At 60.5% G+C, this 26,612-nt stretch carries 21 protein-coding genes and 1 tRNA gene; 8 read left to right on the top strand and 14 right to left on the bottom strand.

Annotated elements, in window-relative coordinates:
- Positions 1–25: 25 nt before the first annotated feature.
- Genes B5E41_RS27420 through B5E41_RS27405 form a run of 4 tightly spaced genes read right to left on the bottom strand, consistent with a single transcriptional unit; the run spans position 26 to position 4,255 of the window.
- Complete coding sequence (locus B5E41_RS27420) at positions 26–1,123, bottom strand: Gfo/Idh/MocA family protein (RefSeq protein WP_176439505.1); 1,098 nt, start codon at positions 1,121–1,123, stop codon at positions 26–28.
- The gene (locus B5E41_RS27415) at positions 1,123–2,010 is read right to left on the bottom strand and encodes a carbohydrate ABC transporter permease (RefSeq protein WP_088396864.1); all 888 of its coding nucleotides are present in this window, start codon (positions 2,008–2,010) and stop codon (positions 1,123–1,125) included. The genes B5E41_RS27420 and B5E41_RS27415 overlap by 1 nt, the downstream gene beginning before the upstream one ends.
- Positions 2,003–2,962, bottom strand: a complete 960-nt coding sequence (locus tag B5E41_RS27410) for a carbohydrate ABC transporter permease (protein ID WP_176439504.1) — start codon at positions 2,960–2,962, stop codon at positions 2,003–2,005. Before B5E41_RS27410 ends, B5E41_RS27415 begins: the two co-directional genes overlap by 8 nt.
- 6 nt (positions 2,963–2,968) lie before the next feature.
- Positions 2,969–4,255 (bottom strand): ABC transporter substrate-binding protein, encoded by a 1,287-nt coding sequence (locus B5E41_RS27405; protein WP_088396863.1) that lies wholly within the window; start codon positions 4,253–4,255, stop codon positions 2,969–2,971.
- A gap of 263 nt (positions 4,256–4,518) precedes the next feature.
- Here B5E41_RS27405 and B5E41_RS27400 point away from each other — a divergent pair, with 263 nt between their 5' ends.
- The 5 genes from B5E41_RS27400 to B5E41_RS27380 all read left to right on the top strand — a co-directional run bounded on the left by B5E41_RS27400 (position 4,519) and on the right by B5E41_RS27380 (position 9,826).
- The gene (locus B5E41_RS27400; RefSeq protein ID WP_088396862.1) at positions 4,519–5,196 is read left to right on the top strand and encodes a TetR/AcrR family transcriptional regulator; all 678 of its coding nucleotides are present in this window, start codon (positions 4,519–4,521) and stop codon (positions 5,194–5,196) included.
- Positions 5,197–5,327: 131 nt separating this feature from the next.
- Positions 5,328–6,476 (top strand): Gfo/Idh/MocA family protein, encoded by a 1,149-nt coding sequence (locus B5E41_RS27395; protein WP_088396861.1) that lies wholly within the window; start codon positions 5,328–5,330, stop codon positions 6,474–6,476.
- 3 nt (positions 6,477–6,479) lie between these two features.
- Complete coding sequence (locus tag B5E41_RS27390; RefSeq protein WP_088396860.1) at positions 6,480–7,643, top strand: dihydrodipicolinate synthase family protein; 1,164 nt, start codon at positions 6,480–6,482, stop codon at positions 7,641–7,643.
- A 29-nt stretch (positions 7,644–7,672) separates the two neighbouring features.
- On the top strand, positions 7,673–8,503 hold the full coding sequence (locus tag B5E41_RS27385) for a sugar phosphate isomerase/epimerase family protein (protein WP_088396859.1): 831 nt from the start codon (positions 7,673–7,675) through the stop codon (positions 8,501–8,503).
- A 45-nt stretch (positions 8,504–8,548) separates the two neighbouring features.
- Positions 8,549–9,826, top strand: a complete 1,278-nt coding sequence (locus B5E41_RS27380; protein ID WP_088396858.1) for a Gfo/Idh/MocA family protein — start codon at positions 8,549–8,551, stop codon at positions 9,824–9,826.
- Positions 9,827–9,835: 9 nt separating this feature from the next.
- On the opposite strand, the gene B5E41_RS27375 is transcribed toward B5E41_RS27380, so the two are convergent.
- From B5E41_RS27375 to B5E41_RS27365, 3 genes are read right to left on the bottom strand one after another with little or no spacing between them, the layout of a single operon-like run.
- Entirely contained in the window at positions 9,836–10,846 is a 1,011-nt protein-coding gene (locus tag B5E41_RS27375; RefSeq protein ID WP_088396857.1) for a hydroxyacid dehydrogenase, read from the bottom strand.
- Positions 10,843–12,699: a DUF2264 domain-containing protein gene (locus B5E41_RS27370; protein ID WP_088396856.1), complete on the bottom strand. Its 1,857-nt coding sequence runs from the start codon at positions 12,697–12,699 to the stop codon at positions 10,843–10,845. Before B5E41_RS27370 ends, B5E41_RS27375 begins: the two co-directional genes overlap by 4 nt.
- A 9-nt stretch (positions 12,700–12,708) precedes the next feature.
- Positions 12,709–13,737, bottom strand: a complete 1,029-nt coding sequence (locus B5E41_RS27365) for a LacI family DNA-binding transcriptional regulator (protein WP_088396855.1) — start codon at positions 13,735–13,737, stop codon at positions 12,709–12,711.
- A gap of 143 nt (positions 13,738–13,880) precedes the next feature.
- On the opposite strand from B5E41_RS27365, the gene B5E41_RS27360 reads away from it, so the two are divergent.
- Positions 13,881–15,167 carry an ABC transporter substrate-binding protein gene (locus B5E41_RS27360; protein ID WP_088396854.1) on the top strand — a complete coding sequence of 429 codons (1,287 nt, stop codon included), beginning with the start codon at positions 13,881–13,883 and terminating at the stop codon, positions 15,165–15,167.
- 65 nt (positions 15,168–15,232) lie between these two features.
- Here the strand turns inward: B5E41_RS27360 and B5E41_RS27355 are convergent, their stop codons facing one another.
- Genes B5E41_RS27355 through B5E41_RS27335 form a run of 5 tightly spaced genes read right to left on the bottom strand, consistent with a single transcriptional unit; the run spans position 15,233 to position 20,626 of the window.
- A complete protein-coding gene (locus tag B5E41_RS27355; RefSeq protein WP_088396853.1) occupies positions 15,233–16,204 on the bottom strand; it encodes a glycoside hydrolase family 26 protein in 972 nt (323 codons plus the stop codon).
- Between the two features lie 3 nt (positions 16,205–16,207).
- Positions 16,208–16,726 (bottom strand): DUF995 domain-containing protein, encoded by a 519-nt coding sequence (locus B5E41_RS27350; RefSeq protein WP_088396852.1) that lies wholly within the window; start codon positions 16,724–16,726, stop codon positions 16,208–16,210.
- 36 nt (positions 16,727–16,762) lie between these two features.
- Complete coding sequence (locus tag B5E41_RS27345; RefSeq protein WP_088396851.1) at positions 16,763–18,622, bottom strand: glycosyltransferase family 2 protein; 1,860 nt, start codon at positions 18,620–18,622, stop codon at positions 16,763–16,765.
- Entirely contained in the window at positions 18,619–19,602 is a 984-nt protein-coding gene (galE, locus tag B5E41_RS27340; RefSeq protein WP_088396850.1) for a UDP-glucose 4-epimerase GalE, read from the bottom strand. The genes B5E41_RS27345 and galE overlap by 4 nt, the downstream gene beginning before the upstream one ends.
- Position 19,603: 1 nt before the next feature.
- A complete protein-coding gene (locus B5E41_RS27335) occupies positions 19,604–20,626 on the bottom strand; it encodes a UDP-glucuronic acid decarboxylase family protein (protein ID WP_088396849.1) in 1,023 nt (340 codons plus the stop codon).
- A gap of 383 nt (positions 20,627–21,009) precedes the next feature.
- Between B5E41_RS27335 and B5E41_RS27330 the strand changes: the two genes are divergently transcribed.
- Entirely contained in the window at positions 21,010–21,333 is a 324-nt protein-coding gene (locus B5E41_RS27330; RefSeq protein ID WP_088396848.1) for a hypothetical protein, read from the top strand.
- Between the two features lie 96 nt (positions 21,334–21,429).
- On the opposite strand, the gene B5E41_RS27325 is transcribed toward B5E41_RS27330, so the two are convergent.
- On the bottom strand, positions 21,430–22,212 hold the full coding sequence (locus B5E41_RS27325) for a helix-turn-helix transcriptional regulator (RefSeq protein WP_088396847.1): 783 nt from the start codon (positions 22,210–22,212) through the stop codon (positions 21,430–21,432).
- A 639-nt stretch (positions 22,213–22,851) separates the two neighbouring features.
- On the opposite strand from B5E41_RS27325, the gene B5E41_RS27315 reads away from it, so the two are divergent.
- The gene (locus B5E41_RS27315; protein WP_088396845.1) at positions 22,852–26,271 is read left to right on the top strand and encodes a DEAD/DEAH box helicase; all 3,420 of its coding nucleotides are present in this window, start codon (positions 22,852–22,854) and stop codon (positions 26,269–26,271) included.
- Between the two features lie 45 nt (positions 26,272–26,316).
- On the opposite strand, the gene B5E41_RS27310 is transcribed toward B5E41_RS27315, so the two are convergent.
- Positions 26,317–26,393 (bottom strand) — tRNA-Met (locus tag B5E41_RS27310).
- Between the last annotated feature and the right edge of the window lie 219 nt (positions 26,394–26,612).

Here is a 26,612-nt window from a genome sequence, read left to right as displayed (position 1 = left end):
CAAAACCCTCTCGTTTATTTGTCGGTTACTTGGTTCTTGCGCGCCAATCGGCGTATTTCGGACTGTCGGGACCGACCGGCAGCGGCACTTCGGCGCCGCTGTCGGAGGATTGATAGATAGCGGTGACAAGTTCGAGGGCGCGGCGCGCATCCGTTGTTGTCACCGGCAGCGGTCCATTGCCGCTGAGGAAGGCGTGGAACTGTCCCATCTGGGTGGTGAACCGCGGCGCGACGGGCTGCCAATCGCCGACCACACGGTCGATTTTTTGCCTGACGTCATCATTGGCCGCGATGATCTTCCAGGGGTCCTTTCCAGGCGTGTAGGGTTCGTGCGTGCTTTCGAAAGTGACGTTCTCGAAATGCAGCCTCAGCCGGCTGATCTGCTCCTGCGAGCCGAGCGTGCAGGACAGCGAGACGAAGGCGCCGTTTTCCATCAGCAGGCTGGCGGAGGCGCAATCCTCGACCTCGATATCGTTGACGCGGGTGGCGACCCGGCCGAAGACCCTCGCCGCCGGTCCCATCAGATGCATCAGCATGTCGTGCAGATGCAGCGCATGGGTGACGAGCACGCCGCCGAGTTCCGTCGCCCATTTGCCGCGCCAGGGCACGGCGTAATATTCCGGTTTGCGTAGCCAGAAGGTTTCGACCGAAGCCGTATAGGCTTTGCCGGCAATGCCGGCGTCGATGATTCGTTTGGCCTTCTGGATGCCGTCGCCATAGCGGTACTGGAAGATCGGCATCAGCACGCCTTTGGCGTTCTTTTCCGCTTCCATGATCGTATCGACCCCGGCAAGGGAGCCCGTCAGTGGCTTTTCGCAGACGACATGCTTGCCGGCACCGAGAGCGGCGACCACCTGTTCCAGATGGATGCCTGGCGGGGTGCAGATATCGATGATGTCGATCGTGTCGTCGGCGAGCAGTTCCTCGAAAGAGGTGGTGCGGCGTTCGATACCGAACTCGTCGCCGACGGCGGTCAGGCGTTCTACGTTCAGATCGCAGATCGCCGTCACCTTGAACTTGTCGGAATGCGGCAGATAGCCTTCGACGATATGCGAACGGCCGATGCCGCAGCCGACGATCGCGACGGTTTTGATGCTCATGTCACTCTTTTCCACTACTGCCATCAGCGTTTCATGCCGGTCGTGGCGATGCCCTCGATCAGCAGGCGCTGGAAGAACAGGAAGAAGAAGAAGACCGGCACCAGCGTCAGAGTCGACATGGCGAAGAGACCACCCCAATCCGAAGCGCTGGTGGAATCCACGAAGGTGCGCAGGCCGAGCTGGATCGTATAGGTGTTCATGTCGTTCAGGTAGATCAGCGGCCCGAAGAAATCGTCCCAGGTCCAGATGAAAGAAAAAATGGCGGCCGTTGCCAGCACCGGCAGCGACAGCGGCAGCATGATCTTCCAATAGATCCGCCAGGCGCTGCAGCCGTCCATCATCGCCGCCTCATCGAGTTCCCGCGGAATGCCGCGGAAGAACTGCACCATCAAAAAGATGAAGAAGGCGTCGCTTGCCAGGAACTTCGGCACGACGAGCGGCAGGATGGTGTTGACCCAGCCAAGGTTGAGGAAGAGCACATATTGCGGGATCAGCGTCACGTGATAGGGTATCATCAGCGTGCCGAGCATGATCGCGAACCAAAAGTTCCGGCCGGCAAAACGCAGCCGCGCAAAAGCGAAGGCCGTCAGCGAGCAGGCGATGACATTGCCTGTCACGACCAGCAGCGAGATGACGAGCGAATTCCAGAAGAACCGGCCGAAGCTGACGTCGAGGCCGACCCACCCGCGGGCATAAGAGGAAAAATCGATCGACGACGGAATGAGCGAGGTCGACGAGAAGATCTCGGTTTCCGGCCTGACCGATGCCGAAACCATCCACAACAGCGGATAGACCATGAGAAGCGAAGCGGCGATCAGCAGGGCGTGGACAATGAGCGACCCGGGCAGGCTGCGTTTGGTGATATCGGATGGCGGCCTGGCCGCAGTGACGGAAGCGGTCATCTCAGTCATCGTAGTGCACCCAATAACGCGAGGTCAGGAAGGAGAAGGCGGTGAAGATCGCGATGATCACGACCAGGATCCAGGCGAGCGCCGAGGCGTAGCCCATGCGGAAATTGCCGAAGGCCTCCTGATAAAGGTAGAGCGTGTAGAACAGCGTCGAGTTGATCGGCCCGCCGGTGCCGCCCGATATGATGAAGGCGGGCGTGAAGGCCTTGAACGCTTCAATCGTCTGGACGACCGCGTTGAAGAAGATCACCGGCGTCAGAAGCGGCAGCGTGATCTTGTAGAACTGCCGGAATTTCGAGGCGCCGTCGAGGCTCGCCGCCTCATACATATCCTGCGGTATCTGGCGCAGGCCGGCGAGAAAGATGATCATCGGCGACCCGAACTGCCAGACGGACAGCGCCACCAGCGTATAGATCGAATAGTTCGGATGCGAGATCCAGCTCGGCCCTTCGATGCCAATCTGGGCCAGGGCGGCGTTGACGAGGCCGTCGCTGGCAAAAAGCTGGCGCCAGAGCACGGCGATGGCAACGCTGCCGCCGAGCAGTGACGGCAGGTAGAAGATGGCGCGATAAATCGACAGCCCACGCAGGCCGCGGTTCAGTGCCATGGCGACCAGCAAGGCAAAGGTCAGTTTGAACGGCACCGAGAAGACGACATAGGTCAGGGTGACGTGCATTGCGGCGGAAAATTTCGGATCCGCCGTGGCGATGCGCACGTAATTCGCAACTCCTACCCACCGCGGTGACTGCAGCATGTCGAAGTCGGTGAAGGACAGGTAAAGCGAAATCAGGGCCGGCCCGAGCGTCAGCCCGAAAAAGCCGACGAGCCACGGAAGGAGGAAGAGATAGCCGGGAGCATTGGCATTCCAAAGACGCCGGAAGCGTCCTTCGGCCACGGCCCCCTGATATCTTTCCACTGATATGGCCCCTGCGGGCGTGCGCATCGCATTGCTCATACGGCATCAGCCTCGTGCGAGAATCTGCGTAATTTCAGTGACAAGCTGCTTGCCGCCGTCGGAGGGAGAGAGTTGTCCGAAACCGACCTGTTCGGCAATGTTGCGCAGCATCAACTCGCCTTCGCCGGCACCGGCCGGCGGCGGCGGCGGCAATTTGCCGGCGAGATCGCCAAGGCCGCTGACATAGGCCAACGCAACCTTGCCGTTGTCGTCGAGCTTCGCCGCGACGACCTCTCGCATGGCGGCCGATTCCGGAATGCCGCGCTCGACATCCAGGAGCAGCACAGCCTCGGGGTTCTTGACGAAGAAGTTGATGTAATCAACCGCCTGATCGATCGACTTCGACTGCGCCGAGACCGAGAAGAACATCGAAGGCTTGCGATAATGGCCGCCCTTCGAGTCCGGCTTGATGCGCATGTAGTTGGTGAGCGCCAGCTTGTCCTTGTTCATGGCCTGATAGGCGACGAACTGGTTGGAATGGGCAAAACCGGCGGCAGCCTTGCCGAGCGACACCGTATTGGTTTCGATATCGTTCTTGTCGAGAGCCTGGATATCGGCAGGGACACAGGCGCCGGCCGCACGGAACTTGGCCCACATATCGTACCATTCCGATGCGTCGTCCACACCGAAACCGATCTTGCCGTCGGCGGTATAGAGCGCCTTGCCGCGCTGGCGCAGCCAGTTTTCGAACAGCGGTTCACCGCCGCTGCCGTCGGCGAGGCCGAACATGCCCTTGCGCTTGCCCGCCTTGGTGATTTCAGCACCCATTCGGGCGAATTCATCCCAGGTGGTCGCCTGCGTCGGCAGATCGACGCCCGCTTCTTTGAAGGCCGTTGTATTCAGCACGGTTGCAGCCGAATTGGCGCCCAGGCTGACGCCATAGAGATGGCCGTCGACGCTGCCGCCTTCGATCTGCGCCTTGTCGAAATCGTCGAGATTGAGCTTGGCCGGCATATAGGATTCAAGCGGCGCGAGCGCGCCGCGCCGGGCGTATTGAACAATGTAGCGATAGTCCATCTGAATGATGTCGGGCGCGTTGCGGCCGGCGACCTGGGTCGCCAGACGCGGCCAGTAATCGCCCCAGCCAAGGAATTCGCCGGTGATCGAGGTGCCCGGGTTCTTCGTCTGATAGAGCTGCGACACCTTGTTGGTGCGGTCGGCGCGCGGCTGCGAGCCCCACCACAGGAGACGCAAGCGCGTTTCCTCTGCCAAGGCGCTGGTTCCGAGCGCCGAAAGCGACAGAAGTGCTGCGCTTCCGGCCACGAAATTACGTCTGCTAACACGTAGAGTCATTTTTTCCTCCTCCAAAGGGAAGCGCCTCCACACGCTTCCAATTTAGTTTTGCTTGCGCAAATAACTAATTGGTTACAAGCTACGAGCAAAGCGGCAAGCCTGTCAAGCGGTGTCGGTCAGAGCATGATGTCGAAAGTGTCAGCGGTTTTCGGCGACATCATGCTCTCAGCATTCCGTTCCAGCGGGCCGCCCTTCCAAATTCGGTTTTTACAATTTCGCACCGAAGGCTTATGAGCGCAACACGTGAAGACAGGGGTGGAGCGATGCACGACAGCGGGGGAAACAGCGAAAAGAAGCCGGCCCGGCGACCGTCGACGGAGCGGACGGCGCAACGCGATCCGGAGCGGACACGCGCCGCCATTCTCGAGGCAGCAACCCGCGAATTCGCCGAAAACGGCATGGGCGGAGCCCGCGTCGACGCCATCGCCGAACGTGCCGGCACCAACAAACGCATGCTCTACCACTATTTCGGCGACAAGGAGCAGCTCTACCTCAAGGTGCTCGAAGAGGCCTATGTCGGCATCCGCACGGCGGAACGCGCGCTGCATATCGGCGACCGCAGCCCCGAGGAAGGTATCGGCGAACTGGCGCTCTTCACCTGGCGTTATTTCCTCCAGCATCCGGAATTCCTCAGCCTGCTCGGCACCGAAAACCTGCATCGCGCCCGCTGGCTGCGTCAGTCCATCCGGCTCAAGGAACTGCATTCGCATCTGATCGGCGAGCTTTCCCAAGTGCTCGAGCAGGGCAAGAAGCAGGGCGTCTTCATCGAGACCGCCGATCCCCTGCATGTCTATCTGACGATCGCCTCGCTCGGCTATTTCTACCTTTCCAACCAGTATACGCTTTCGACGATCTTCGGCCGCGACCTGATCGAGCCGGCCAATCTCAGTGCCTGGGAAAGGCATATCGTCCACGTCACCCTCGCCTCGATCAAGCGCTGAATAGCGAAAGCAGGATTTGACTATTGACAGGCTCGCCGCTCTTCTGCCATCAAGTAACCGTTTAGTTACCGGCTTGGGAGGGCCGGGCCAGGACGCCCGCTCCCGCCATAAAAGATTGCAGGGAGGAAAACATGGCACGCTTGGGGATCATCTTGCACGGCGTCACCGGCCGCATGGGTTACAACCAGCACTTGGTTCGCTCTATCCTCGCCTTCCGCGACCAGGGTGGCATCACGCTGAAATCGGGCGAGAAACTCGAGATCGACCCGATCATCGTCGGCCGCAACGGCGCGAAGATGGAAGAGCTGGCGAAGAAGCATAACATCAAGCGCTGGTCGACCGATCTCGATGCCGCGCTCGCCAATCCCGACGACACGATCTTCTTCGATGCCGGCACGACGCTGATGCGCGCCGAGCTTCTGTCCAAGGCGCTCGACGCCGGCAAGCACGTCTATTGCGAAAAGCCGATTTCCGACGATCTGCAGGTGGCGATCGACCTTGCCCGCAAAGCGCGGCGCTCCGGCCTCAAGCATGGCGTCGTGCAGGACAAGCTCTTCCTGCCGGGCCTGCGCAAGCTGGCGCTGCTCAGGGATTCCGGCTTCTTCGGCAAGATCCTCTCGGTGCGCGGTGAATTCGGCTACTGGGTCTTCGAAGGCGATTGGGGCGTGCCCGCCCAGCGACCTTCCTGGAACTACCGCAAGGGCGACGGCGGCGGCATCATCCTCGATATGCTCTGCCACTGGCGCTACGTGCTCGACAATCTGTTCGGCGAGGTGAAGGCCGTCTCCTGCCTCGGCGCCACGCATATTCCGCGCCGCATCGACGAGCAGGGCAAGCCTTATGACTGCGACACCGACGATGCGGCCTATGCAACCTTCGAACTTGAAGGCGGCGTGATCGCGCAGGTCAATTCCTCCTGGGCGGTGCGCGTGCGCCGCGACGATCTCGTCACCTTCCAGGTCGACGGCACGCATGGTTCGGCCGTGGCCGGCCTGACGAAATGCTGGAGCCAGCACCGCGTCAACACGCCGAAGCCGGTGTGGAACCCCGACCAGCCGCAGACGATCGATTTCTACAAGACCTGGGACGAGGTTCCGGATACCCAGGCCTTCGACAACGGCTTCAAGGCGCAGTGGGAAATGTTCATCCGCCATGTGGTCGAAGATGCGCCGTGGCCCTACGGCCTCGAAGCTGGCGCCAAGGGTGTGCAGCTTGCCGAACTCGGGCTGAAATCCTGGTCCGAACGCCGCTGGCTCGACGTCCCCGTACTGGAGTTCTGAGCCGTGACAACGATCAATCTCCCCCTCGACGGCAAGATCGTTCCCTATACGCTGACCGGTATGCCGATCGAACTGAAGAAGCGCGACGCCAAAAGCTTTCCGCGCATCGCCTTTGCCGCCGCCCATGTGGTCGCCGATCCGCTTGCCGACAACGACCCCTGGCTGACGCCGGCGATCGACTGGGAGCGAACGCTCGCCTTCCGCCACCGGCTCTGGGATCTCGGCCTCGGCGTCGCCGAAGCGATGGATACGGCGCAGCGCGGCATGGGTCTCGGCTGGCCGGAGGCGCGCGACCTCATCCGCCGGGCGCTTGCCGAGGCGGCCGGCCGCAAGGACGCGCTGATCGCCTGCGGCGCCGGCACCGACCATTTGTCGCCCGGTCCCGATGTGACCGTCGATACGATCATCAAGGCCTATGAAGAGCAGATCGAAACGGTGGAGGCGGCCGGCGGCCGCATCATCCTGATGGCAAGTCGGGCGCTTGCCGTCGCGGCCAAGGGGCCGGACGACTATATCAGGGTCTATGGCCGCATTCTTCGCCAGGTAAAAGAACCCGTCATCATCCACTGGCTCGGAGAAATGTTCGACCCGGCGCTCGAGGGATACTGGGGCAATGGCGACCACCTCAAGGCAATGGAAACCTGCCTTGGCGTGATCGAGGCCAATGCCTCAAAGGTCGACGGCATCAAGATCTCGCTGCTTTCCAAGCAGAAGGAGGTGACGATGCGCCGGCAACTGCCGAGATCCGTGCGCATGTATACCGGCGACGATTTCAACTATGCCGAACTGATTGCCGGCGACGAAGAGGGCCATTCCGATGCGCTGCTCGGCATTTTCGACGCCATCGCGCCGGCGGCTTCGGCAGCACTCGACGCGCTCGGCCGCAAGAGCAATCACGAATTCTTCGACCTGCTGGAGCCGACCGTGCCGCTGTCGCGCCACATCTTCAAGGCGCCGACCCGCTTCTACAAGACCGGCGTCGTCTTCCTCGCCTATCTCAATGGTCTGCAGGATCATTTCACCATGGTCGGCGGGCAGCAGAGCACGCGTTCGCTCACACATCTGGCCGAACTCTTCCGCCTGGCCGACAAGGCGCGGGTTCTGGCCGATCCTGAACTCGCAACCGTGCGCATGAAACAGGTGCTTGCCGTCCACGGCGTCAACTGAAACACGACACCGCACGGGAGAAGAATGACATGAAGGTCGAAGGACTCTCGATCAACCTGGCGACGATCCGCGAGCAGTGCGGCTTCGCGGAAGCCGTCGATATCTGCCTGAAGCACGGCATTACCTCGATCGCGCCCTGGCGCGACCAGGTCGCCAAGGCCGGTCTCGACGAGGCGGTGCGGATCGCCAAGTCGAACGGCATCAAGCTGACCGGCCTCTGCCGCGGCGGCTTCTTTCCGGCGGCAACCGAGGCCGACTGGCAGAAAAACCTCGACGACAACAGGCGCGCCATCGACGAGGCGGCGGCCTTTTCCGCCGACTGCCTCGTGCTCGTCGTCGGCGGCCTGCCGGGCGCTTCGAAGGATATCGTCGCCGCCCGTCAGATGGTCTTCGATGGCATTGCCGCGGTGCTGCCGCACGCGCAGGCATCAGGCGTGAAACTTGCGATCGAGCCGCTGCATCCGATGTATGCGGCCGACCGGGCCTGCGTGAACACGCTCGGCCAGGCGCTCGACATGTGCGAGCCGCTCGGCGAGGATGTCGGCGTCGCGATCGACGTCTACCATGTCTGGTGGGATCCCGATCTTGCCAACCAGATTGCTCGCGCCGGACGCATGAACCGTATCTTTGCCCATCACATCTGCGACTGGCTGGCGCCGACGAAGGATATGCTGCTCGACCGCGGCATGATGGGCGATGGCGTCATCGACCTCAAGGGCATAAGACGGATGATCGAAGCCGCCGGGTTCTTCGGCGCGCAGGAAGTGGAGATCTTTTCGGCCGAAAACTGGTGGAAGCGTCCGGCCGAGGAGGTGATCGCCACTTGCGTCGAGCGCTTCCGGAACTGCTGCCAGATCTGATTACAAATCCAATTGTTTCATCACGTATGAAAGAGGAGTCATTCGATGGAGAAACGCCGTTTTGCCCTGATCGGCACCGGTAACCGCGGCACCACCATGTGGGGCAAGGACCTGCTTGCCGGCTGGCGCGAACATGTCGACCTCAAAGCCATCGTCGAAAAGAACTCGCTTCGCGGCGAGCGCGCCCGCAACATGATCGGCAGCAATGCTCCGCTCTATGACAACATCGATTCCATGCTTGCCGAGCAGAGGCCGGATCTCGCCATCGTCTGCACGCCTGACCATACACATGACGATATCATCGTGCGGGCACTGGAATCCGGCATCGACGTCATCACCGAGAAGCCGATGACCACCTCGATCGAGAAAATTCGCCGGATTCTCGATGCCGAAAAGCGCACCGGCCGCCGGGTCGACGTCTCCTTCAACTACCGCTATGCGCCGACGGCCGCCAAGATCAAGGAACTGCTGAATGCCGGCGAGATCGGCCGGGTGACCTCGGTCGATTTTCACTGGTATCTCAACACCAAGCACGGCGCCGACTATTTCCGCCGCTGGCATGCCTATACGGAAAATTCCGGCAGCCTGTTCGTCCACAAGGCCACCCACCATTTCGATCTACTGAACTGGTATCTCGACAGCGATCCGGAGTCTGTCACCTCTTTTGCCGACCTGCAGAACTACGGCCGCAAGGGCCCGTTTCGCGGGCCTCGCTGCAAACTCTGTCCGCACGCGCATGAATGCGACTATTATCTCGATATCGAAAAGGATCCGTTCCTCGATTCACTTTATGAGGATCCTTCTGAGATCGACGGCTATTTCCGGGACGGCTGCGTCTTCCGCGAAGACATCGACATCCCCGACACGATGGTCGTGTCCATCCGCTACCGCAACAACGTCCACGTCTCCTATTCGCTGAACACCTTCCAGCCGATCGAGGGTCATCACCTGGCCTTCAACGGAACGAAAGGCCGCATCGAAATCCGCCAGTATGAGGCGCAGCCCTGGGAACAGCCAAAAGAGGATACGATCCTGCTCATCCGCAATTTCCCGAATGGTAAGGAAGCTGTCGAGCGCATCGTCGTCCCGCATTTCACCGGCGGCCACTACGGCGGCGACGACCGGATGCGCAACATGATCTTCAAGCCCGGCATGGAAGACAGGCTCGGCCAGCGCGCCGGCACCCGGGCAGGCGCCATGTCCGTTCTCTGCGGCATTGCCGCGCTGACGAGTTCGCGCACCGGCAAGGTGGTCGATATCGCCGAGCTGATGCCCGAACTTGCCAATGACGGCTCACCCAATTCGCTAAGGACACCACGCTAACGTAAAGCGTCAGGCGATGTTTTCGAGATCCTGCCGGCGGATCTGGTAGAGCAGCGGCCGCCCGGTCGTGAAACGCTCGACCTCATCCGCCGCCATCTCGCCGAGACGCGCCCGTTCCAAACCGATTGCGCCGGCAATGTGCGGGGTCAGGAAAACGTTCGGCAGATCGTAGAAGGCCGAATCCGCCTCCGGAATTTCCGGATCGGTGACGTCGATGACCGCATCGATGCGGCCGGTCTTCAGCTCCGAAAGCAGAGCGGCCTCATCGATGAGAATGCCGCGCGCGGTGTTGATCAGCGTTGCCCCGTCCTTCATCAGCGACAGTCTTCGCGCATCGATCATATGCTGCGTCGACGGCAGTGACGGCGCGTGCAGGGAAACGATATCCGCGCGCCGCATCAAATCGTCGAGATCGACCTTTTCAGCTCCGAGACCGGCTGCTTCGGCTGCATCGAGCATGGGATCGAACAGCAGCAGCCTGTAGTCGAAGGGTTTCAGGAGTTCGATCACCCGTCGGCCGATGCGCGAGGCGCCGACGATGCCGAGGGTTCGTCCATAATTGCCGATCGCTTCCCGCTGCATCGGATAGGTCCGATCACGGTTGCGGTCGCCGACGTAGAGGTTACGGAAACGGAAGGCACGTTTGCCGGCGAAGAGGATCGCAGCCAGCGTGAATTCGGCAACGGGCACGGCATTGGCTTCGGCCGCGTGGCTGACCGCTATGCCGGCTTCGAAGATGGCATCGTCGACGATACCCTTCACCGTGCCCGCCGCATGGACGATGAGGCGAAGCTGCGGTGCGGCAGCCGGAATCTCAGGCCCGACATAGGGCGCACCCCAGCCGGTAATCAGGATCTCCGCTTCTGAAAGCAGGCGTCTTGCCCGCGCGTCGTCGAGGCGCTGCAGCGGCTCGGGATCGAGAAGGCGGCCGATGGCATCGAGCCGGCGCAGGATCTCATCGGGCAGGACATGCTCCGTGCGTGACGGCTCCATGGCAAGGACGATGGCCGGACCGCTCATGGCATCTGACCCGGCGCTTCGATGGCGCTGACGGTCACGCCCTTTTCCCGTACCAGGGCCTCCAGCGCCGCAATATCAGGCGCTTTCGGCGGCCGCGTCCAGGCGGACGTTACAGCGGCGGGATCGGCGAGCGCCAGCACCGCCGTCACCAGGATGGTCTCGGCGGCCGGAATCTGACCGCGCAGCTGCGGCACGATGGTCTTGGCGACGATCACATTGGTGTTGGGCTGGGCCTTTTGGGCAAGTCCGACACGTTTGATCGAAGAGCCGAGATCGAGAATGCCGGAGAAATCGGCTTCTCCGATCGCAAAGGCCGCCCCCTCCGAGGCCGACAGCCGATCCTGCTCGAAGTCGCGGCGGCCGATGGCAAAGCCGCCTTCGGCAATCCGCAGCGGCCGGCCCGACCTGATCCGGTGGAGGCGGATATGCCAGGGGGCGGCGGGCACGAGCCAGGTTTCGACTTCGGCATCGGGGAAAGGCGACCATTTCGAATGAAGCACATCACCCGCGAGCCGGGCCCCCTCATTCGTTTCACGCACGCGGTAGTGCAGGCCGTCATCGCTGAAGGCCAGCATAGAATCGAAGGCGGCAAGCGCAAAGCCGCGTTCGTCGGACTCGACGCTGAAGCCGTACCGGGTGGAATAGGCGAATTTTGCGTATTTCTCGGTGCCGAAACGCATCTGCAGGTTTTCCTGGCCGGAAGAAAGGGCCACGACATCGCGGCCCGCCCGGATGAGAACCATGCCGGGATGGCGCTGGGGAACGACCTCAGGCGCCTGTTCCGGCGCCTTCTCGCCGGCGCTCCAGAAGGGATGGTTCTCCGCGATCGCCAGCGGCAGGAAGGCCTTCAAGGCCCAATAGGGCGAGCCGGCGGAATTGTAGCTCTCCGACATCAGCAGGTTCGGGTAGCCGAAACCAATCGAGAGAACGCCGTCGCGGTCGGCAATCGGCTTGTCCCTCCACCAGCGCAGATGCTGCAAGCAGAGATGCCTGGCTTCGCCCCAGGGTAAAGCCTCGACATCGGCAAAGGCGAGCGCCGACCAGAAGCCGGCGCAGGCGAAGCGATAGGTCAGGCTGCGGCCGAAGGGAATCGTCGCGCCGTCGGCGGCAAACCAGTGGCGGAAATCCCGGGCGAAGAGGATGGCGCGCTCGCGATAGCGTTTCGCATAATCGTCATCGACGAGCTTCGAATAAATTAGCCCATAAAAATGCATGGCAAAGGGAATGTAGTGGTCGATACGACGCACGTTGCCGTCGCGATACCAGCCATCGCCGATATAGAAGCCTTCGAGCTCCTGCAGATATTGCCGCGTCAGGCTGCGGTCGAAATCGACGCCGAGACGATCGAGGGCGATATCGACGAAGATGCGGAAAAATTTCCAGTTGTTATCGGCATAGTCGAACTGTCTGGCATGTTTGAGATAGGCGACGACATTGCTGCGGGCGCGCGCATCGAGCGGCTCCCAGATCTTTTCCGGCACCAGCGCCAGGGCAAAGCCAAGGGCAGCAAGCTCGACCATCCGCTGATCCCGGCCGTTGACTGTTCCCCAATATTCGGGATGGGCGGGGTCGGTGCCGTTTGCGAGACCTTCGGCAAATCGATGCCAATGGGCGAAGTCGCCACCCCCGGCGCCAAAAGGCGCCAACCCCCAGAGCGGGCGGGCAAAACCCTCGAGATCGGCCGCCGCCCGATCGAAATGAGCGGCTGCGCCACTGAGCCTGACTCGAGCGTTGCCCTGCGAAAAACAGGGAAGCAGCGGATCGAAGAGAGCGAGCAGAGCGCGGCTCATATCGGCGCGGGTTTCCAGCGGATTGCCGGCAAGCGGATTGGCGCTGGCAGGATCATAGGTCATCGGCACCTCTTACGGGTTCTCGGTATTGGCAACGCTCCCCCCCGGAACGGGAACGACCGCCTGGCAGATGTGGCGCGCAGCCGCTGTTCGGTTGCGGAACCGGGTCAGCATCAGCGACACGGCCTCGCGCCCGAGAGCGGCACGGTCGACGCGCATGGTGGAAAGCCGCGGATTGGTCATCAATGCGCAGGGCAGATCATCAAAACCGATAATCGCGAAATCCTCGGGCACCCGCAGGCCGGCCTCGGTGACGGCCTCCAAAACGCCGACGGCAATGAAATCATTCATGCAGAACGCCGCGGTGAAGCCGGCATTCTCGGCAAGGACTGCCGCGGTGCGTTCGTGGGCCTCGCGGCTGGCGCTGCCCTGGAGCGCCAGCGAAACGAATCGTCCTTCGGCGCCGGGGACGGCGGCGATCGCCGCCTCGAAGCCACGAATGCGCTCGCGAATCGTATGGCGGTGAGAGCCGCTCAGATGCAGGATACGGCGATGGCCGGCCCGGGTCAGCCGGCTGGCCGCCTCATAGGCACCGAAGAAATTAGCCGGCGAAACACCGTCGAACTGCATCCTGGGATCGGTGCCGTTGACAAGCACGGTCGGTGTCGTGGTGGCCTGCAGCCAGTCGCGCAAGCTTTCGTTGGGGTCGATGCCGACGAGAAAAAGACCCGCAGCCCCCGCGGCCTGCATATAGTCGCGCACGGCATCCGGCGTGATCCGATCCTCGCGGACCAGCCGAATTTCGAAAGGCATGCCCGCTTCGGAGGCTCCGGTGCGCAAGCCGTCGACGATCGCTTCGTAGAAGACGCTGAGCCCGCCGGTGACGCCGTCGCTAGCAATCAGCGCCAGCCCACCGGCAACCGCTTCGGCAGCAGGCTTGACGGGATAACCGTGTTCGCCGGCCACCTTCAATATCTGCCGCCGGACGGTCTCGCTGATGCCCGGTTCGTTGGCGAGCACGCGCGACACCGTCGAGACGGAGACGCCCGCTAATGTGGCTATGTCGGCCTGCCGCAGCCGTCTGACTTTTTCATTGCTCATAGGCAAACTTTATGCAAATCACGCAAATTTGCAATACAAACGTTATTTCTTGCAATAATTTCTTTTTTGCGTAACCTGTCTCGCGAAAATCCGACAACGCCATGGAGGATGGCAGCGGACAAATTGGGACAAGGGAGGATATCATGCAGGTCAATCGCCGTTCATTTCTGATGGGTTCAGCCGGTGCCGCTGCCGGCCTTGCCTTTGGCGCCGGAAGCGCCATCCCGGCCTTTGCCGAAGACACGCAGCTGCGAGCCATGTGGTGGGGGTCGAACGACCGCGCCAAGCGGACGCTCGATGTCGCCAAACTCTACCAGTCGAAAACACCCGGTGTCACGATCGTCGGTGAATCGCTTTCAGGCGACGGCTACTGGACGAAGCTCGCCACGCAGATGGCCGGCCGCTCGATCGCCGACGTCTTTCAGCTCGAGCCGGGAACGATCTCCGATTATTCCAAACGCGGCGCCTGCATGCCGCTCGACGAATTCGTCCCCTCGACCTTGAAGGTCCAGTCCTTCGGCGCCGACGTTCTGAAACTGACCACCATCGACGGGAAACTCTATGGTGTCGGCCTCGGCCTCAACTCTTTCTCAATGTTCTTCGACACGGTGGAATTCGAAAAGGCAGGCATTCCGGTGCCAACACCCGACCTGACATGGGATGAATATGCCAAACTCGCGGTGGAACTCTCCAAGTCCTCGGGCAAGGCAGGCGGCCCCTACGCGGCACGCTACGCCTATGTGTTCGACGCCTGGCTGCGCCAGCGGGGCAAAAGCCTTTTTGCGAAGGAAACGGTGGGGCTCGGTTTCACGGCCGACGATGCCACGGAGTGGTTCGACTATTGGGAGAAGCTGCGTAAGGCGGGAGGCACGGTTGCTGCCGACGTCCAGACGCTCGATCAAAACACCATTGACACCAACGCCCTCGGTCTCGGCAAATCGGTGATCGGCATGGCCTATTCCAACCAGATGATCGGCTATCAGCTGATCATCAAGAACAAAATCGGCATCACCATGCTGCCGCGGGAAAAGAAGGGCGGGCCGTCCGGCCACTACTACCGGCCTGCGCTGATCTGGAGCGTCGGCGCCACGACGAAGAACGGCGAAGCGGCCGCGAAATTCATCGACTTCTTCGTCAACGACATCGAAGCCGGCAAGATTCTCGGCGTCGAGCGTGGCGTGCCGATGTCGCCGGCCGTGCGTGAGGCCATTCTGCCGCAGCTGAACCCGACGGAGCAGGAGACGGTCAAATACGTCAACATGCTCAAGGATCAGGTCGGCGAATATCCGCCGCCGGTGCCGATGGGTGCAACCCAATTCGACCAGCGCGTGCTGCGCCCGATCTGCGACGAACTCGCCTTCGAACGGACCTCGCCCGCCGATGCGGCGACCCGGCTCGTCGAAGAGGGTAAGGCAACGCTCAAGGGATGATCGCTTGCCTTATATGAGAGGAGAGGGCCGCAAACCCCAGCGGGCCTCTCCCTCGTTAAGCAACATCAGTTGGCCGCCAAGCTCTCGACCACGCGCCAGTCAGGCCGGCCGAGATTGAACGGCCAAGCATGCACGTCCCGGTCATTAAAATAGACCACTTCCCGAAGGTTCGGGAAGGCGCTCTGTTTCAACGTCGCGGTTTCGATCCAAGGCCTCATATAGGCGTCGCCGCCTTCGTAGCCGAGCTCTGCGACCCAGATGGGCTTTCCATAGTCGGCGACGAGATCATAGCCCTGCCTCAGCGCTTCCGAGAAGGTCCGGTGCTTGTTGTAAGCAAGTTCATCGTAGCGCTCCAGCCCGAAGACCGACAATCCGACCAGATCGACATAGTCGTCGCCGGGATAGTAGTCCCGCAGGCCCGGCAGGCCCTTCGGCGACCACATGATCTCGGTGCCGGGCGCCTCCTCGCGGAGGATGTCCATCATGCGCTTGTAGGCGGCGATATAGTCTGGCGGGTTCCAGCCGGCCCACGAAAACCGCCCGGATTTGTCTTCCATCTCCTGTCCCCAGCGGACGATCACGGGGCTTTTCAGCTGGGATATCATCTGCGCGATCGCCCGCATGTTGACATCGTAGTCGCCGCGCAGAACCTTTGCGCGAAGCTCGCCCGAGGTCAGCCGCCAATCGACGTCCCAGGACCAAGGCTCCACCGTTATCAGCAGGTTGCGGCCCCTGGCCAGTGCATAGGCATCCGCAAGGCGCAGCGTCTCCAGGTCAACGTCTTCCCACGGCAGGAACAGGGCTTCGGTCGAGACATTGGCCTGGGCGCCGAAATCCCCATGCGGGTCATAGGCGCCGAACTTGATGCCGTCGGCATGGACGACCGGGCGTTTGTCGATGATCGTTCGCGCGCTCACCGCCGGGTTCGGCGCGATGCCCGCATATTGCACCTCGCTTCGGCCCGGCAGTCCCGCGACGCACAACAGCAGCAGCGCGATCGCGGCGGTCGAGAGGTGATTTTTCGTCAGCTTCTTCATGGCTCACCCTCCTTTTCGGGCTATTACCTGATTCAGCAGGAGCTGCTTCAGTTCATACGCCTTGGCGCTGACTGTATCCGTAGAGACGAGCTTGCCGAATTCGTCATCCTGGCGCACCGAAGAATGGCGGAAGACGTACCAGTTGCCGTCCGGCTGACGGCGCTGGTAGATCGTATTGCCGATCTTGCGGTGACCGAAACAGGTGCTGGCACGGGCTGCTCCCTCGGCATTCGTCCAGGTCGCGCGCATGCAGAGCTGGCCGAGATCGTCGACCACCCATTTGCCTTCGGCGAAGGACTGTTTGCCCTTGTCGTTGGTCCAGGCCACGAACCGCCGGCCTTCATCGAAGAAACGGCCGCCGCCGGTGCCCCAGGTCCAGGTCTTGTCACCGTAGATGCGATAGAGTTCATAGGCGCTGAGCGGCGTCGGCGGCGTCTTAGTGGCCTCGGCAGCGTGCGCCATCACAGGCAGGCACAGGCTGAGAGCCAGGGCTATGCCATACAGTCTCGATCCGATGCTCATTATATGCTCCTCCTCGACACGTGCCGGTTGGCCGGTTCAAACACCCTGTTGGTCCCGTCCCGCGCTTCCGAATCCATTCCATCTGAGGCGAAACTTCACGGTCCTGGTCTTGCCGCCGAGGCCCGCCCCGGCGACGGCAAATTGCGATTGGCTGAAACTGATGAGCGTCTGGCCATGGGAAAGGGCTTCGAGGCCGCGCAGACCGTGGTTGGCCGCCTGCAAGCCGCCGGTGACGCAGATCGCCAAACCGGTGGCCGTCGCGAGCCAGAGGCCGCGCGATTGCGGCAGCAGCGGCAGGCCGTTCTCGATCGCATGACGAATGACGATCAGCACCGTCAGCGACAGATAGAGCACGAGGTTCATCGCAGCGAAAAGATAAAAGCCCTGAGCGGCAGCGGCCTCGCCGGCGAGTGCCATGGCCGCGGCGCAAAGCCCCGCGAGAGCAAGATAGGGCGCAACGACGCGCAGCGGCAAAGACTGCTGCTGCTGCTTTCCCTTCGGGGTGATGCGAAAGTCGACGAAAGAACCGGAGATATGGTCGCGAATGGCCGCCAGGCTGCCGGCCAGCGACCATGGCCAGCGCAGAAAGGTGAAGGCCAGCCCTTCCCATCCAAACAGTTTCGCATCGTGCGGCCGGAAGGTTCCCGTGGCCCGCCAGAAGAAAGCAAAGAGCGTCAGCATGATCGACATCGGCGCGAAATGCAGCAGAAAATCCGGATAGGTCACATTGACGAAGACCTCGCCCGTCAGCAAGGCGGCAACCGGCAGCAGGAACATCACTGCCATGACCGCGGAAAAGAGCGGATACCACAGCTGCGAAAAGACGAACTGGAATTTCAGCCGCCAGGGGAGATGGACGACGTAGCGGCGGGAATATTGCAGCAGGATGGTGACGAGGCTGCGCGACCACTGGAATTCCTGCACGGCGAGATCAGCGAAATTCGCCGGGCCGTCGCCATGAGCGATCGCATCGACCGCGTGGACGCCGCGCCAGCCGCCAGCGTTCATCATCAGCGTCGTCGAATGATCTTCGGCAAGCTCGGGGCCAAGGCCACCGATCTGGCGAAGGGCTGATGTGCGGACCGCATAGTGGGAGCCGATGCAAAGGGGCGCCCAGCCATTGTTGTAACCGGTCTGCAGCGAACCGTGCAGACTTGCCTCCGCATAGAGCCTGCCGCGCGCGACCCAACTCGCCGCGGCATTCGCATCACAGATGCTGGGAGCGGAAACATAGCCGACGCCAGGATCGGCGAAGGGGCGCAGGACTTCACGGAGATAGGTCGGTGTCGGCACATGATCGGCATCGAACTGGGCGACAAAATCGTAACGCGCATAGCCGAAATGGTCGTAGAAATAGGCGAGATTGCCTTCCTTGCACCGCGTCCGGCGCGGCCAGGTCGTGCGGTGATACTCCGCCACGCCCTTTCGCGTCGAGATCAGCACGCCGTGTTCGGCGCACCAGCGTCTGGTTTCCGCGGAAGGATCCTCATCGGCCAGCCAGACATCGAACTCGACACCGGTCTGATCGAGCATCGCCTGAAGCGTGGCGCGGACGACGGCAAAGGGTTCGGACGGCGCCTTGGTGACGACCATTGCCACGCGTCCTTGCGGCAGCAGGGCGCGCGAACCGATCGTTCTGGCATCGAGGAAGATCAGGATGAAATAGGCGGGGACAAGCGTTATCCAGGCAAGCACGACGGTGACGAGCACGAAGGCTGGCCAGGAAATGATGTGGGCGGACTGACACCACCAGCTCCAGAAATAGCCGAGCGCCGCCAGCCAGCAGAGGATGCCGAAACCATAGGCGACACGCTTCCGACCCGTGAAAACCGGGTTGAATGCATCGGCGGCTTTCGCCGTCCTGATCCGGTGATCGATCTCCGAAACCAGACTCATGCCGTCATCTCCAGCCCGAAGGTGGGTCCGGCAGTGCGGATGATCGTGTCGATATCCGAAAGAGCCGGCACGAAGCCGAGCTCTGCCTTGGCCCGTGCCGTATTGGCAAGCAGGATCGGCGGATCGCCGGGGCGGCGGGCGCGATAACGGACGGGGACTTCGCGGCCGCTGGCGCGATAGACCGCGTCGAGGATCTCGCGCACTGACGTGCCGCGGCCGGAACCGAGATTGACGCTCAGCGAGGCGCCGTCTGCGATCAGGTGATTGACGGCGGCCAAATGTGCCTGCGCGAGATCACTGACATGGATATAATCGCGAACGCAGGTTCCGTCCTCGGTCGAATAGTCGGTGCCGAAGATATCGAGCCGCTCCAGCCTGCCGGCGGCGGCGAGGAGGGCGCGAGGAATGAGATGTGTCTCGGGCTCGTGACGCTCGGCAAGCTCGCCATCCGGATCGGCGCCGGCCGCGTTGAAATACCGTAGGGCGGCGAAGCGGATACCATAGGCGGCGGCAAAATCCTCGAGCGCCATCTCGAAGATCAGCTTGGTACGTCCATAGGGATTGACCGGCTGCTGCGGGCTTTCCTCCCGTATCGGCAACGAGGCGGGGACGCCATAGGTGGCACAACTGCTGGAAAAGACGATCCGATCGATTTCCTGGTCGAGGCAGGCTTCGAGCAGCGTGAGACTGCCGACGACATTGTTGCGGTAATATTTCCTCGGCATATCGACGGATTCGCCGACATAGGCATTGGCGCCGCAATGGATGACGCAATCGGGCGAAAATTCGGCCATCGTCCGACGCAGCGCGATCGCATCGCCGAGTTCCCCGCGAACGAGCGGTCCCCAGCGGACGCTGTCGGCATGTCCGGTCGAGAGGTTGTCGTAGGTAACCGGGATCATCCCGGCGCGCGACAGCGTTTTGCAGATATGACTGCCTATGAAACCGGCGCCGCCGGTGACGAGAATATAGCGGGGCATCTCATACAGCCTCCGCCTGCTCCGTCCCGGCAAGCAGGCCGTCGAAATATTCAACGGTGCGCGTCAGGCCGGCTTCGAGCTCGATATGAGGCTGCCATGCCAGTTCCGTCATCGCCCGTGAGATGTCCGGCCGCCGCTGGCGGGGATCGTCGACGACAGCCGGCAGGTGAACGATGCGGGAGCGCGAATTGGTGAGGTCCCGGATGATCTCCGCCAGGCGTCGAACGGAAAACTCGCCCGGGTTACCGAGATTGATCGGACCGTGGCATGCGCTGCCGGCTGCCGAGAAACGCAGGAAACCTTCGACGAGATCATCGACATAGCAGAAAGAGCGGGTCTGCTGGCCGTCGCCGTAGATCGTCAGGTCGGCGTTGCGCAGGGCCTGCACGATGAAGTTGGAGACCACGCGGCCATCATCCAGGCGCATGCGAGGTCCGTAGGTGTTGAAGATGCGGCCGACCTTGATGTCGACGCCGTAGGTCCGGTGATAGTCGAAGAAGAGGGTTTCGGCGCTGCGTTTTCCCTCGTCGTAACAGGCTCGCGGCCCGATGGAGTTGACATTGCCGCAATAGGATTCGCGCTGCGGGCTCTGAGTCGGATCGCCATAGACTTCCGACGTCGACGACTGAACGACGATCGCGCCGGTCTTGCGCGCACAGTCCAAGGTGTTGACGGCGCCGAGTACGTTGGTGAGCAAGGTGCCCACCGGATCCCGTTGATAATCGGGCGGAGAAGCAGGAGAGGCGAAGTTGAAGATCAGCGACGCTTCGATATCGAAGGGCTGACGGACATCGTGCTCGATGATGCGAAAGCGGGGATTCGATGCGAGATGCTCGACATTTGCACGGCGGCCGGTGGAAAAGTTGTCGAGGCATACGACGCTATGCCCGCGCAGCAGAAGCCTTTCGCAGAGATGCGAGCCAAGAAAGCCGGCTCCGCCATTTACAAGAGCGGTGCCCAGATCCTTGAGCACCGCTATGTTCTTTACTTCAGAATAGCCTTCGCCGGGAATGAAACTACGCATTACAAACTCCTCCCCACGTTTTAGTCTTTTGTATTATTAAGGCGCCTTACACCTCCACTACCCGGACGGATATTCATTTAACTGAGTACCCATACAGGAATAATTTCGAGGTTATTCTTCAGCTAACTCATTTACTATTGAAATGATAAGACGTTTGTTACCGCGGTCAACTTTAAAAACATAAAATATCCCAAATAATTACGCAATTGTTCTTTAGAGTAACAAATGATTAATCATTTTCCCTATTTTTTCACGTAAAACGGGAATCACGCCGTTGCTCAAACTTTGCTCAATAAAGATCGGATAGAAGAGGGAGAGGTCGACCGCGCAGGGCTGCGCGACCGGCCTTGCATCCGGAAGCGTCTTATGCGAGGGATTTGGGCATGTTCAAAAATCGCGCCGCAGCCCAGCCGAAAGGCTGGAGTCCATTTCATTTGGCGATGCTTGCCGGGGGAGCGACGCTTCTTGCGATCGGAGCAACGGCTTGTGCGGTCGTTGACAACGACATGGCCGCCATCGCGAAAAAGAATGTTGTCGTCGTCGATACGACACCCGTGTCGAAGGCTTACACCTACCCGGAAAATCGAACCGCTCGGCCTGCTGCGGCACGAGCCCGCATCGTCGCCTATCACGGGTCCGCGCCCTATATCTGCTCTCCAAGCGGCTTCGGACAGAAGTCGCGCTGCTTTGCGCGTCCCTCGATCTGAAGCAAAAGCGCCGCTGCATATTTCTTAAATCGGAATCGATTTAAGGATAGAACCATGCGCTCGTTGCGCGCCTGAAAAGGGGCGCGGCGCTGCCGATCAGTTGCGCCAACGGCTGGACATGTCGTCATCGCCGACCGGATGATCATTGAAGAAGCGGGACGCCGCTTCCGTGCGGTTTCGGACATTCATCTTCTTATAGATATTGCGGACGTGGACCTTCACCGTATTTTCGGAAAGGTGCAGCTTGTCGGCTATAATCTTGTTCTGCGTCCCCTTGCAGATGAGATCCAGGATCTGAACCTCCCGGGTCGTCAAGGCCGAGATGCTGTCGCGTCTCAGCTTGAGCGCATTGTTGCGGGCGGCATCAACCGATTTCGTCTGATAAAGCGAGGCCTCCAACTGGGCCCCCTTATTGGTGAGGCGGTTGAGAAGCGCCGAGGGAAAATGCTCCCCGCCCTTCATCAGCAGATCCACCGCCGCCATGAAAACATCAAGTCGAAGATTAAGCGGCAGGACGCCGTCGATGATCCTTGCCTCCACCAAGCGGCTGACATAGGGCTCCATCATGTCTATGGCCTCGACGACAAGTCCGATCGAGGTTTCCGGATGATTTTCTCTGACCGCCTGCAGCGCGTCTTGCAGCTCAGGGGCAGGTATATGGTAAAATAAAACTAGCTTTATATCGCTAGTATCCTTTTCCAGCATCGGATTTGAGCTTGTTATGCTTGGTACATCGCAGTTTGGAAATTTCTTTGCCAGCGCCTCCACCATGCATTCTGAAAACAGATCGGCCTTGGCTACTACAACGATAGTATCTCCGGATGGGCTAGACTTCTTCGCCTGGTCCGCATTCTCCATTCCTGAGCCTGTCATGAACATATACGCCTCCCCTAGCGGTACACTTTACTCAAACACGAAGCGATGGCAGGTATAATATAGTATGAAATGCCGGTCCTATTGTGTCATCGCCTTTTTCTTTAGACATTTCTTAATTATGTTAATACGGATTGAGAAGGAAGGAAATGGCCCAAAGTGATTAGTTTTAGGGAGCGAGAAACAATAAGATACTACGTATCGGTTGTATTTTTACTGATACTTATACTTCAAGGTTATATTTGTTCCCACTATAGATAATTCAGTAAATGTAATATTTCAGTACAAATTGTAATATTTTTGTCATCTTCTCCTGAAGATTATGAGGCAGGCGAAACGCTCGCAGGTTGTTCAACCCGGCGGCGGTTGGCGGAAGTCCCGCATTCCAGCTGCTCGCGCCTGGTCGTAATCCCTACAAGGCCAGCACTGCTCTCGAACGTCTCCGATCGTTCGCCGAGGCCGCGCATCGCAAGGGTGATATCAGCGCCAGCAAGGCGAAAAAAAGCAGCCGCGTCTGCGCTGACGCGCTTGCGCGGCCGTTGAAATGCACGCGACCGGGCGCATCATCACCATGCTCTTTGATTTTGAGCTGCAATCGCTGCTAAAAGAGGCATGAGCCTATTTTGCACTCCTCAGTGAGAAGTCATGCAGATCGATGCGGACAGGGTGGAACGGGAGCGGCTTCTGGCCATTCTCGATTTCTGGCATAAAATCGAGTTTTTCATACCTTATGATCTCTCCAATCGTCTCGCCCTCGGCGAAGGACGGACCGTTTTCTGGCTGCATGCAGAGACGCTCTTGCAAGACAGCGCTGCACTCAGCCGTCCTGTCATACCCGAGGAGAAGCAGATCACCGGCTTCACCTTGTTCCTCGGCGTTTTCAGCAAATCCGAGATCGCCGACATCCGCAGGCACTTCGACAGCGCTGCGATCGACTTTGCCGAGTATGAGGATGCCGAACGCGGCGACCTCGATGGTGATACCTGCTTTGCCAGCCTGCAGCTTACTCCGCTCGGACAGCCGATGTTCGAAACATTTTCCGTCTCGACGCTTCCATGGGCCCTCGGACGGGTACGGAAATCTGGTCTCTCCTCGCTCAGCCATGAGGCATTTGCAGACGGCAAGCGGCAGCTGTCGGAATTGCTTCAAAACTTCCAGGCGCAGCGACAGCTGGGATCTTCATCCTTCGAGGCTGCCACCGATCAGCCGATCGATGCCGGCGAAATCCTGGCGCTGCATGAATTGCTCCGCGATTGGGCGGGTTTTGCCTCACGCCAGGAAAAGCCCATCGCCGCCGTTGAAATACGCTACCGCGACAGGGCGGAAAGACCCGAGCTCATTTCGTTGCCGCCTCAACAGGAGGATCATGCGGCCAATGCCGACGAGGAAGACGAAAGTGCCAGCCTTGATGAGGACATCGGCATTCTGAACAGCTTCTTTATCGAGGATATCGAACGGGCGATGATCTGCGTCAGGCAGGGCAATGTCCCGGAGCCGCTCCGGCGATACCTCAACCCGCCGGCAGATGAAAATCGGGTCGACCTCTATTCGGAAGAAGGACACCGGGCGATCATTCGGGCGCTGCATCCCGGCAACCTCAACCGTGGACGCTGGCTGAGCGAACCTCATCTTGCAATGAGCCTCATGCAACAGTTCGCGATCAATTCGGCGATCGGCGGCCTGTCGGAAACGGGATTGTTCTCGGTCAACGGCCCGCCGGGCACCGGAAAGACCACGCTGCTGCGTGACATGTTCGCGGACAATATCGTTCGGCGCGCCCGGGTGCTCTCCTCCCTGACGACGGCGCGCGACGCCTTTGACGGCTCGCCACGTCGTGTCGGTTTTACGGATCGGAGCACCGCCTCAATATCGGCGCTGATCCCAGCCCTTGCCGGGTTCGAAATGGTCGTCGCCTCCTCTAACAATGCCGCCGTGGAGAATATTTCGCGCGACCTTCCCAAGCGGAGCTCGATCGCGAGGACGTCTTCCTTTCAATATCTGCAGACGGTCGCACACAAGATCGCCTGCCAGAAAGACAATGGATCGGTCGTCAAGCTCTCCGACAGCGACCGCCCATGGGGATTGATCGCCTGTGCCCTCGGCAATTCCAGGAACCGCCGAGCCTTCAAGGAACGTTTCGCCTTCATGGAGATCGCCGAAAGACCGAAGCCCGGCTGGTCGGGCGCCGCAAAGCCGCAGAGCATCTGGGAATGGTTGAAGAGCTATGAGGGGCCAAGCTTTGCCGAAGCGGCATCGACTTTTCATGCCGCCGACGAGATGGTTCGCGAAAAGATCGGCCAATATGCGCGCTATGCCGATCTCCGCGATGAAATAGTGCCCGTTTCGGAGGATGCATTCTGCCGCCAAGCGCTCGAGAGGGTGGCTGCCGCCGCGGACGAAGTTTTGCATGCGCAGAACCGATGCGACATGCTGGCGACCGAAATGCGCGACATCGCCGACGGTTTGTCTTACCTGAAGGAGGAGGAACAGCTGCTCGACCGCAGCGCCCCTGCGCGATGGAAGAGAGTGCTCTCGACCAACCCGGCCCGGCAGCATCGGCAAGACGTCATCGTCAATGCGCGAAAGCAGCTGGAACTGCGCAAGGCGTTGGCCGAATGCGAAGATCGGCTCGCGAAAACCGATAAACCCGCGCTGGAACGGGCTTTGCGAGAGCATGACCGAGCCGAACGGGCACTGCGGTCACGGCGGAAAATCTGGTCTGCGAAAAAGGAGGAACTCGAGCGGCTGGGAGAAATTCTCGATCACCCCGCCGCACCGGAGCGTCTCGCCGATCTCGATAAGGACCAGGTGCAGATCGACGGTCTTTGGCATCAGGACGAACTGGCGGCTCTGCGTTCGGCATTGCTGGAAGCAGCGCTGACACTGCATGAAGCTTGGTTGGCCGATGTCGGCAGGAAGGGCGGAGGTTTTGGCGGAAACATCGTTGCCATCACCAAGCTGCTTTCCAACAACAATCCCGTCGATGACAAGCACATTGCATCGATCTGGCAAAGCCTTTTCATGATCGTTCCGATCGTGTCGACGACGTTCGCGTCTTTTGCCAAGCAGTTCCGCGGGCTCGGGCCCGGGTCGATCGGCTGGGTCTTCATCGATGAAGCCGGCCAGGCAGTGCCGCAAGCGGCGGTCGGGACGTTGTTGCGTGCACGTCGCGTCATGGTGATCGGCGACCCCTTGCAGATCGAACCGGTTTTCACACTTCCGAGCGCGCTGATTTCAGGCGCTTCCGCTCTTTCACCCCACACCGCGGCAGGCCAATATTCGCCGAATAGGGCGTCGGTGCAGATGCTGGCCGATGTCGCCAATCGCTACGGAACGACACTTCAGGGCGAGGAGGCAGATGGGCTCTGGATCGGCAGCCCACTCAGAGTGCATCGACGCTGCATCGATCCGATGTTCAGCCTTGCCAATCAGATCGCCTATCAGAACAAGATGATCTTCGGGCTGCACGAGCGCCGACCGGCCGGCGACGCGTCGCCCTTTTATGGCGACAGCGCCTGGATCGACGTCAAGGGCAAAGTATCGGGCAAACAGGCCGTCGCCGAGCAGACCGACTTCATCGTCGACCTCCTCGCCGCGACCTATCGCCGGGATGGTGCATTGCCGGACATCTACCTCATCTCGCCGTTCAAGGAGATCAAGACCAGTTTGAGACGGGCTCTTTCTCAGGCGGTCTGGATCGGTCAAGACGGATATGCGCACGGATCGCCAGCGAAACTGCAGAAATGGCTACAGGAACGGGTAGGCACGGTCCATACCTTCCAGGGCAAGGAGGAAGATATCGTTTTCATGATCCTCGGCGCCGATACTGAACATCGCGGATCAGCCGGCTGGGCCGCATCCAAGCCAAACCTGTTGAACGTGGCGCTGACGCGCGCCAAGCGCCGTTTCTACATCGTCGGCGACCGCACGCTCTGGCAAGCGCTTCCCTATTTCAGAGAGGTAGCAAATGCATTGCAGACGATCCGGCCCGCGGAATTCCTGGCCCGCAACGAGCTGAACGAGAGGGATCGGACTCCGGCGCCGTTCGCTGAACGCATGTTCTGAGGTCCCGGAAAAACAAAAAGCCCGCTTTTGGCGGACTTTTTTGTTTGGTTGCGGGGGCAGGATTTGAACCTGCGGCCTTCAGGTTATGAGCCTGACGAGCTACCGGGCTGCTCCACCCCGCGGAAGTATTATAACACGAAAGGCCGCTTGTGAGCGGCCCTTTGAGACGGCCTTGGCCGTTGGAATGTGATGAGAAGATAGTTTTTGTTGACGCATGCAGCTTACCGAAGCCTGACGGCTCCGGGCGCATGCGTTGAGTTGCGATTTGCAGACCTGGCAGCGACCTACTCTCCCGCGTCTTAAGACGAAGTACCATGGGCGCAGGGGCGTTTCACGGCCGT

The sequence above is a fragment of the Rhizobium esperanzae genome (assembly GCF_002204185.1).
Lineage (GTDB): Bacteria > Pseudomonadota > Alphaproteobacteria > Rhizobiales > Rhizobiaceae > Rhizobium > Rhizobium esperanzae.
This window is presented reverse-complemented; position numbering and strand designations above follow the sequence as displayed.

Coding starts and splice junctions, on each gene's coding strand:
- B5E41_RS27420 (WP_176439505.1), bottom strand. CDS start 1,123: ATGGCAGTAGTGGAAAAGAGTGACATGAGCATCAAAACCGTCGCGATC.
- B5E41_RS27335 (WP_088396849.1), bottom strand. CDS start 20,626: ATGCGTAGTTTCATTCCCGGCGAAGGCTATTCTGAAGTAAAGAACATA.
- B5E41_RS27365 (WP_088396855.1), bottom strand. CDS start 13,737: ATGAGCAATGAAAAAGTCAGACGGCTGCGGCAGGCCGACATAGCCACA.
- B5E41_RS27415 (WP_088396864.1), bottom strand. CDS start 2,010: ATGACTGAGATGACCGCTTCCGTCACTGCGGCCAGGCCGCCATCCGAT.
- B5E41_RS27410 (WP_176439504.1), bottom strand. CDS start 2,962: ATGAGCAATGCGATGCGCACGCCCGCAGGGGCCATATCAGTGGAAAGA.
- B5E41_RS27350 (WP_088396852.1), bottom strand. CDS start 16,726: ATGAGCATCGGATCGAGACTGTATGGCATAGCCCTGGCTCTCAGCCTG.
- B5E41_RS27345 (WP_088396851.1), bottom strand. CDS start 18,622: ATGAGTCTGGTTTCGGAGATCGATCACCGGATCAGGACGGCGAAAGCC.
- B5E41_RS27315 (WP_088396845.1), top strand. CDS start 22,852: ATGCAGATCGATGCGGACAGGGTGGAACGGGAGCGGCTTCTGGCCATT.
- B5E41_RS27370 (WP_088396856.1), bottom strand. CDS start 12,699: ATGACCTATGATCCTGCCAGCGCCAATCCGCTTGCCGGCAATCCGCTG.
- B5E41_RS27400 (WP_088396862.1), top strand. CDS start 4,519: ATGCACGACAGCGGGGGAAACAGCGAAAAGAAGCCGGCCCGGCGACCG.
- B5E41_RS27380 (WP_088396858.1), top strand. CDS start 8,549: ATGGAGAAACGCCGTTTTGCCCTGATCGGCACCGGTAACCGCGGCACC.
- B5E41_RS27330 (WP_088396848.1), top strand. CDS start 21,010: ATGTTCAAAAATCGCGCCGCAGCCCAGCCGAAAGGCTGGAGTCCATTT.
- B5E41_RS27325 (WP_088396847.1), bottom strand. CDS start 22,212: ATGTTCATGACAGGCTCAGGAATGGAGAATGCGGACCAGGCGAAGAAG.
- B5E41_RS27405 (WP_088396863.1), bottom strand. CDS start 4,255: ATGACTCTACGTGTTAGCAGACGTAATTTCGTGGCCGGAAGCGCAGCA.
- B5E41_RS27395 (WP_088396861.1), top strand. CDS start 5,328: ATGGCACGCTTGGGGATCATCTTGCACGGCGTCACCGGCCGCATGGGT.
- B5E41_RS27375 (WP_088396857.1), bottom strand. CDS start 10,846: ATGAGCGGTCCGGCCATCGTCCTTGCCATGGAGCCGTCACGCACGGAG.
- B5E41_RS27360 (WP_088396854.1), top strand. CDS start 13,881: ATGCAGGTCAATCGCCGTTCATTTCTGATGGGTTCAGCCGGTGCCGCT.
- B5E41_RS27385 (WP_088396859.1), top strand. CDS start 7,673: ATGAAGGTCGAAGGACTCTCGATCAACCTGGCGACGATCCGCGAGCAG.
- B5E41_RS27355 (WP_088396853.1), bottom strand. CDS start 16,204: ATGAAGAAGCTGACGAAAAATCACCTCTCGACCGCCGCGATCGCGCTG.
- galE (WP_088396850.1), bottom strand. CDS start 19,602: ATGCCCCGCTATATTCTCGTCACCGGCGGCGCCGGTTTCATAGGCAGT.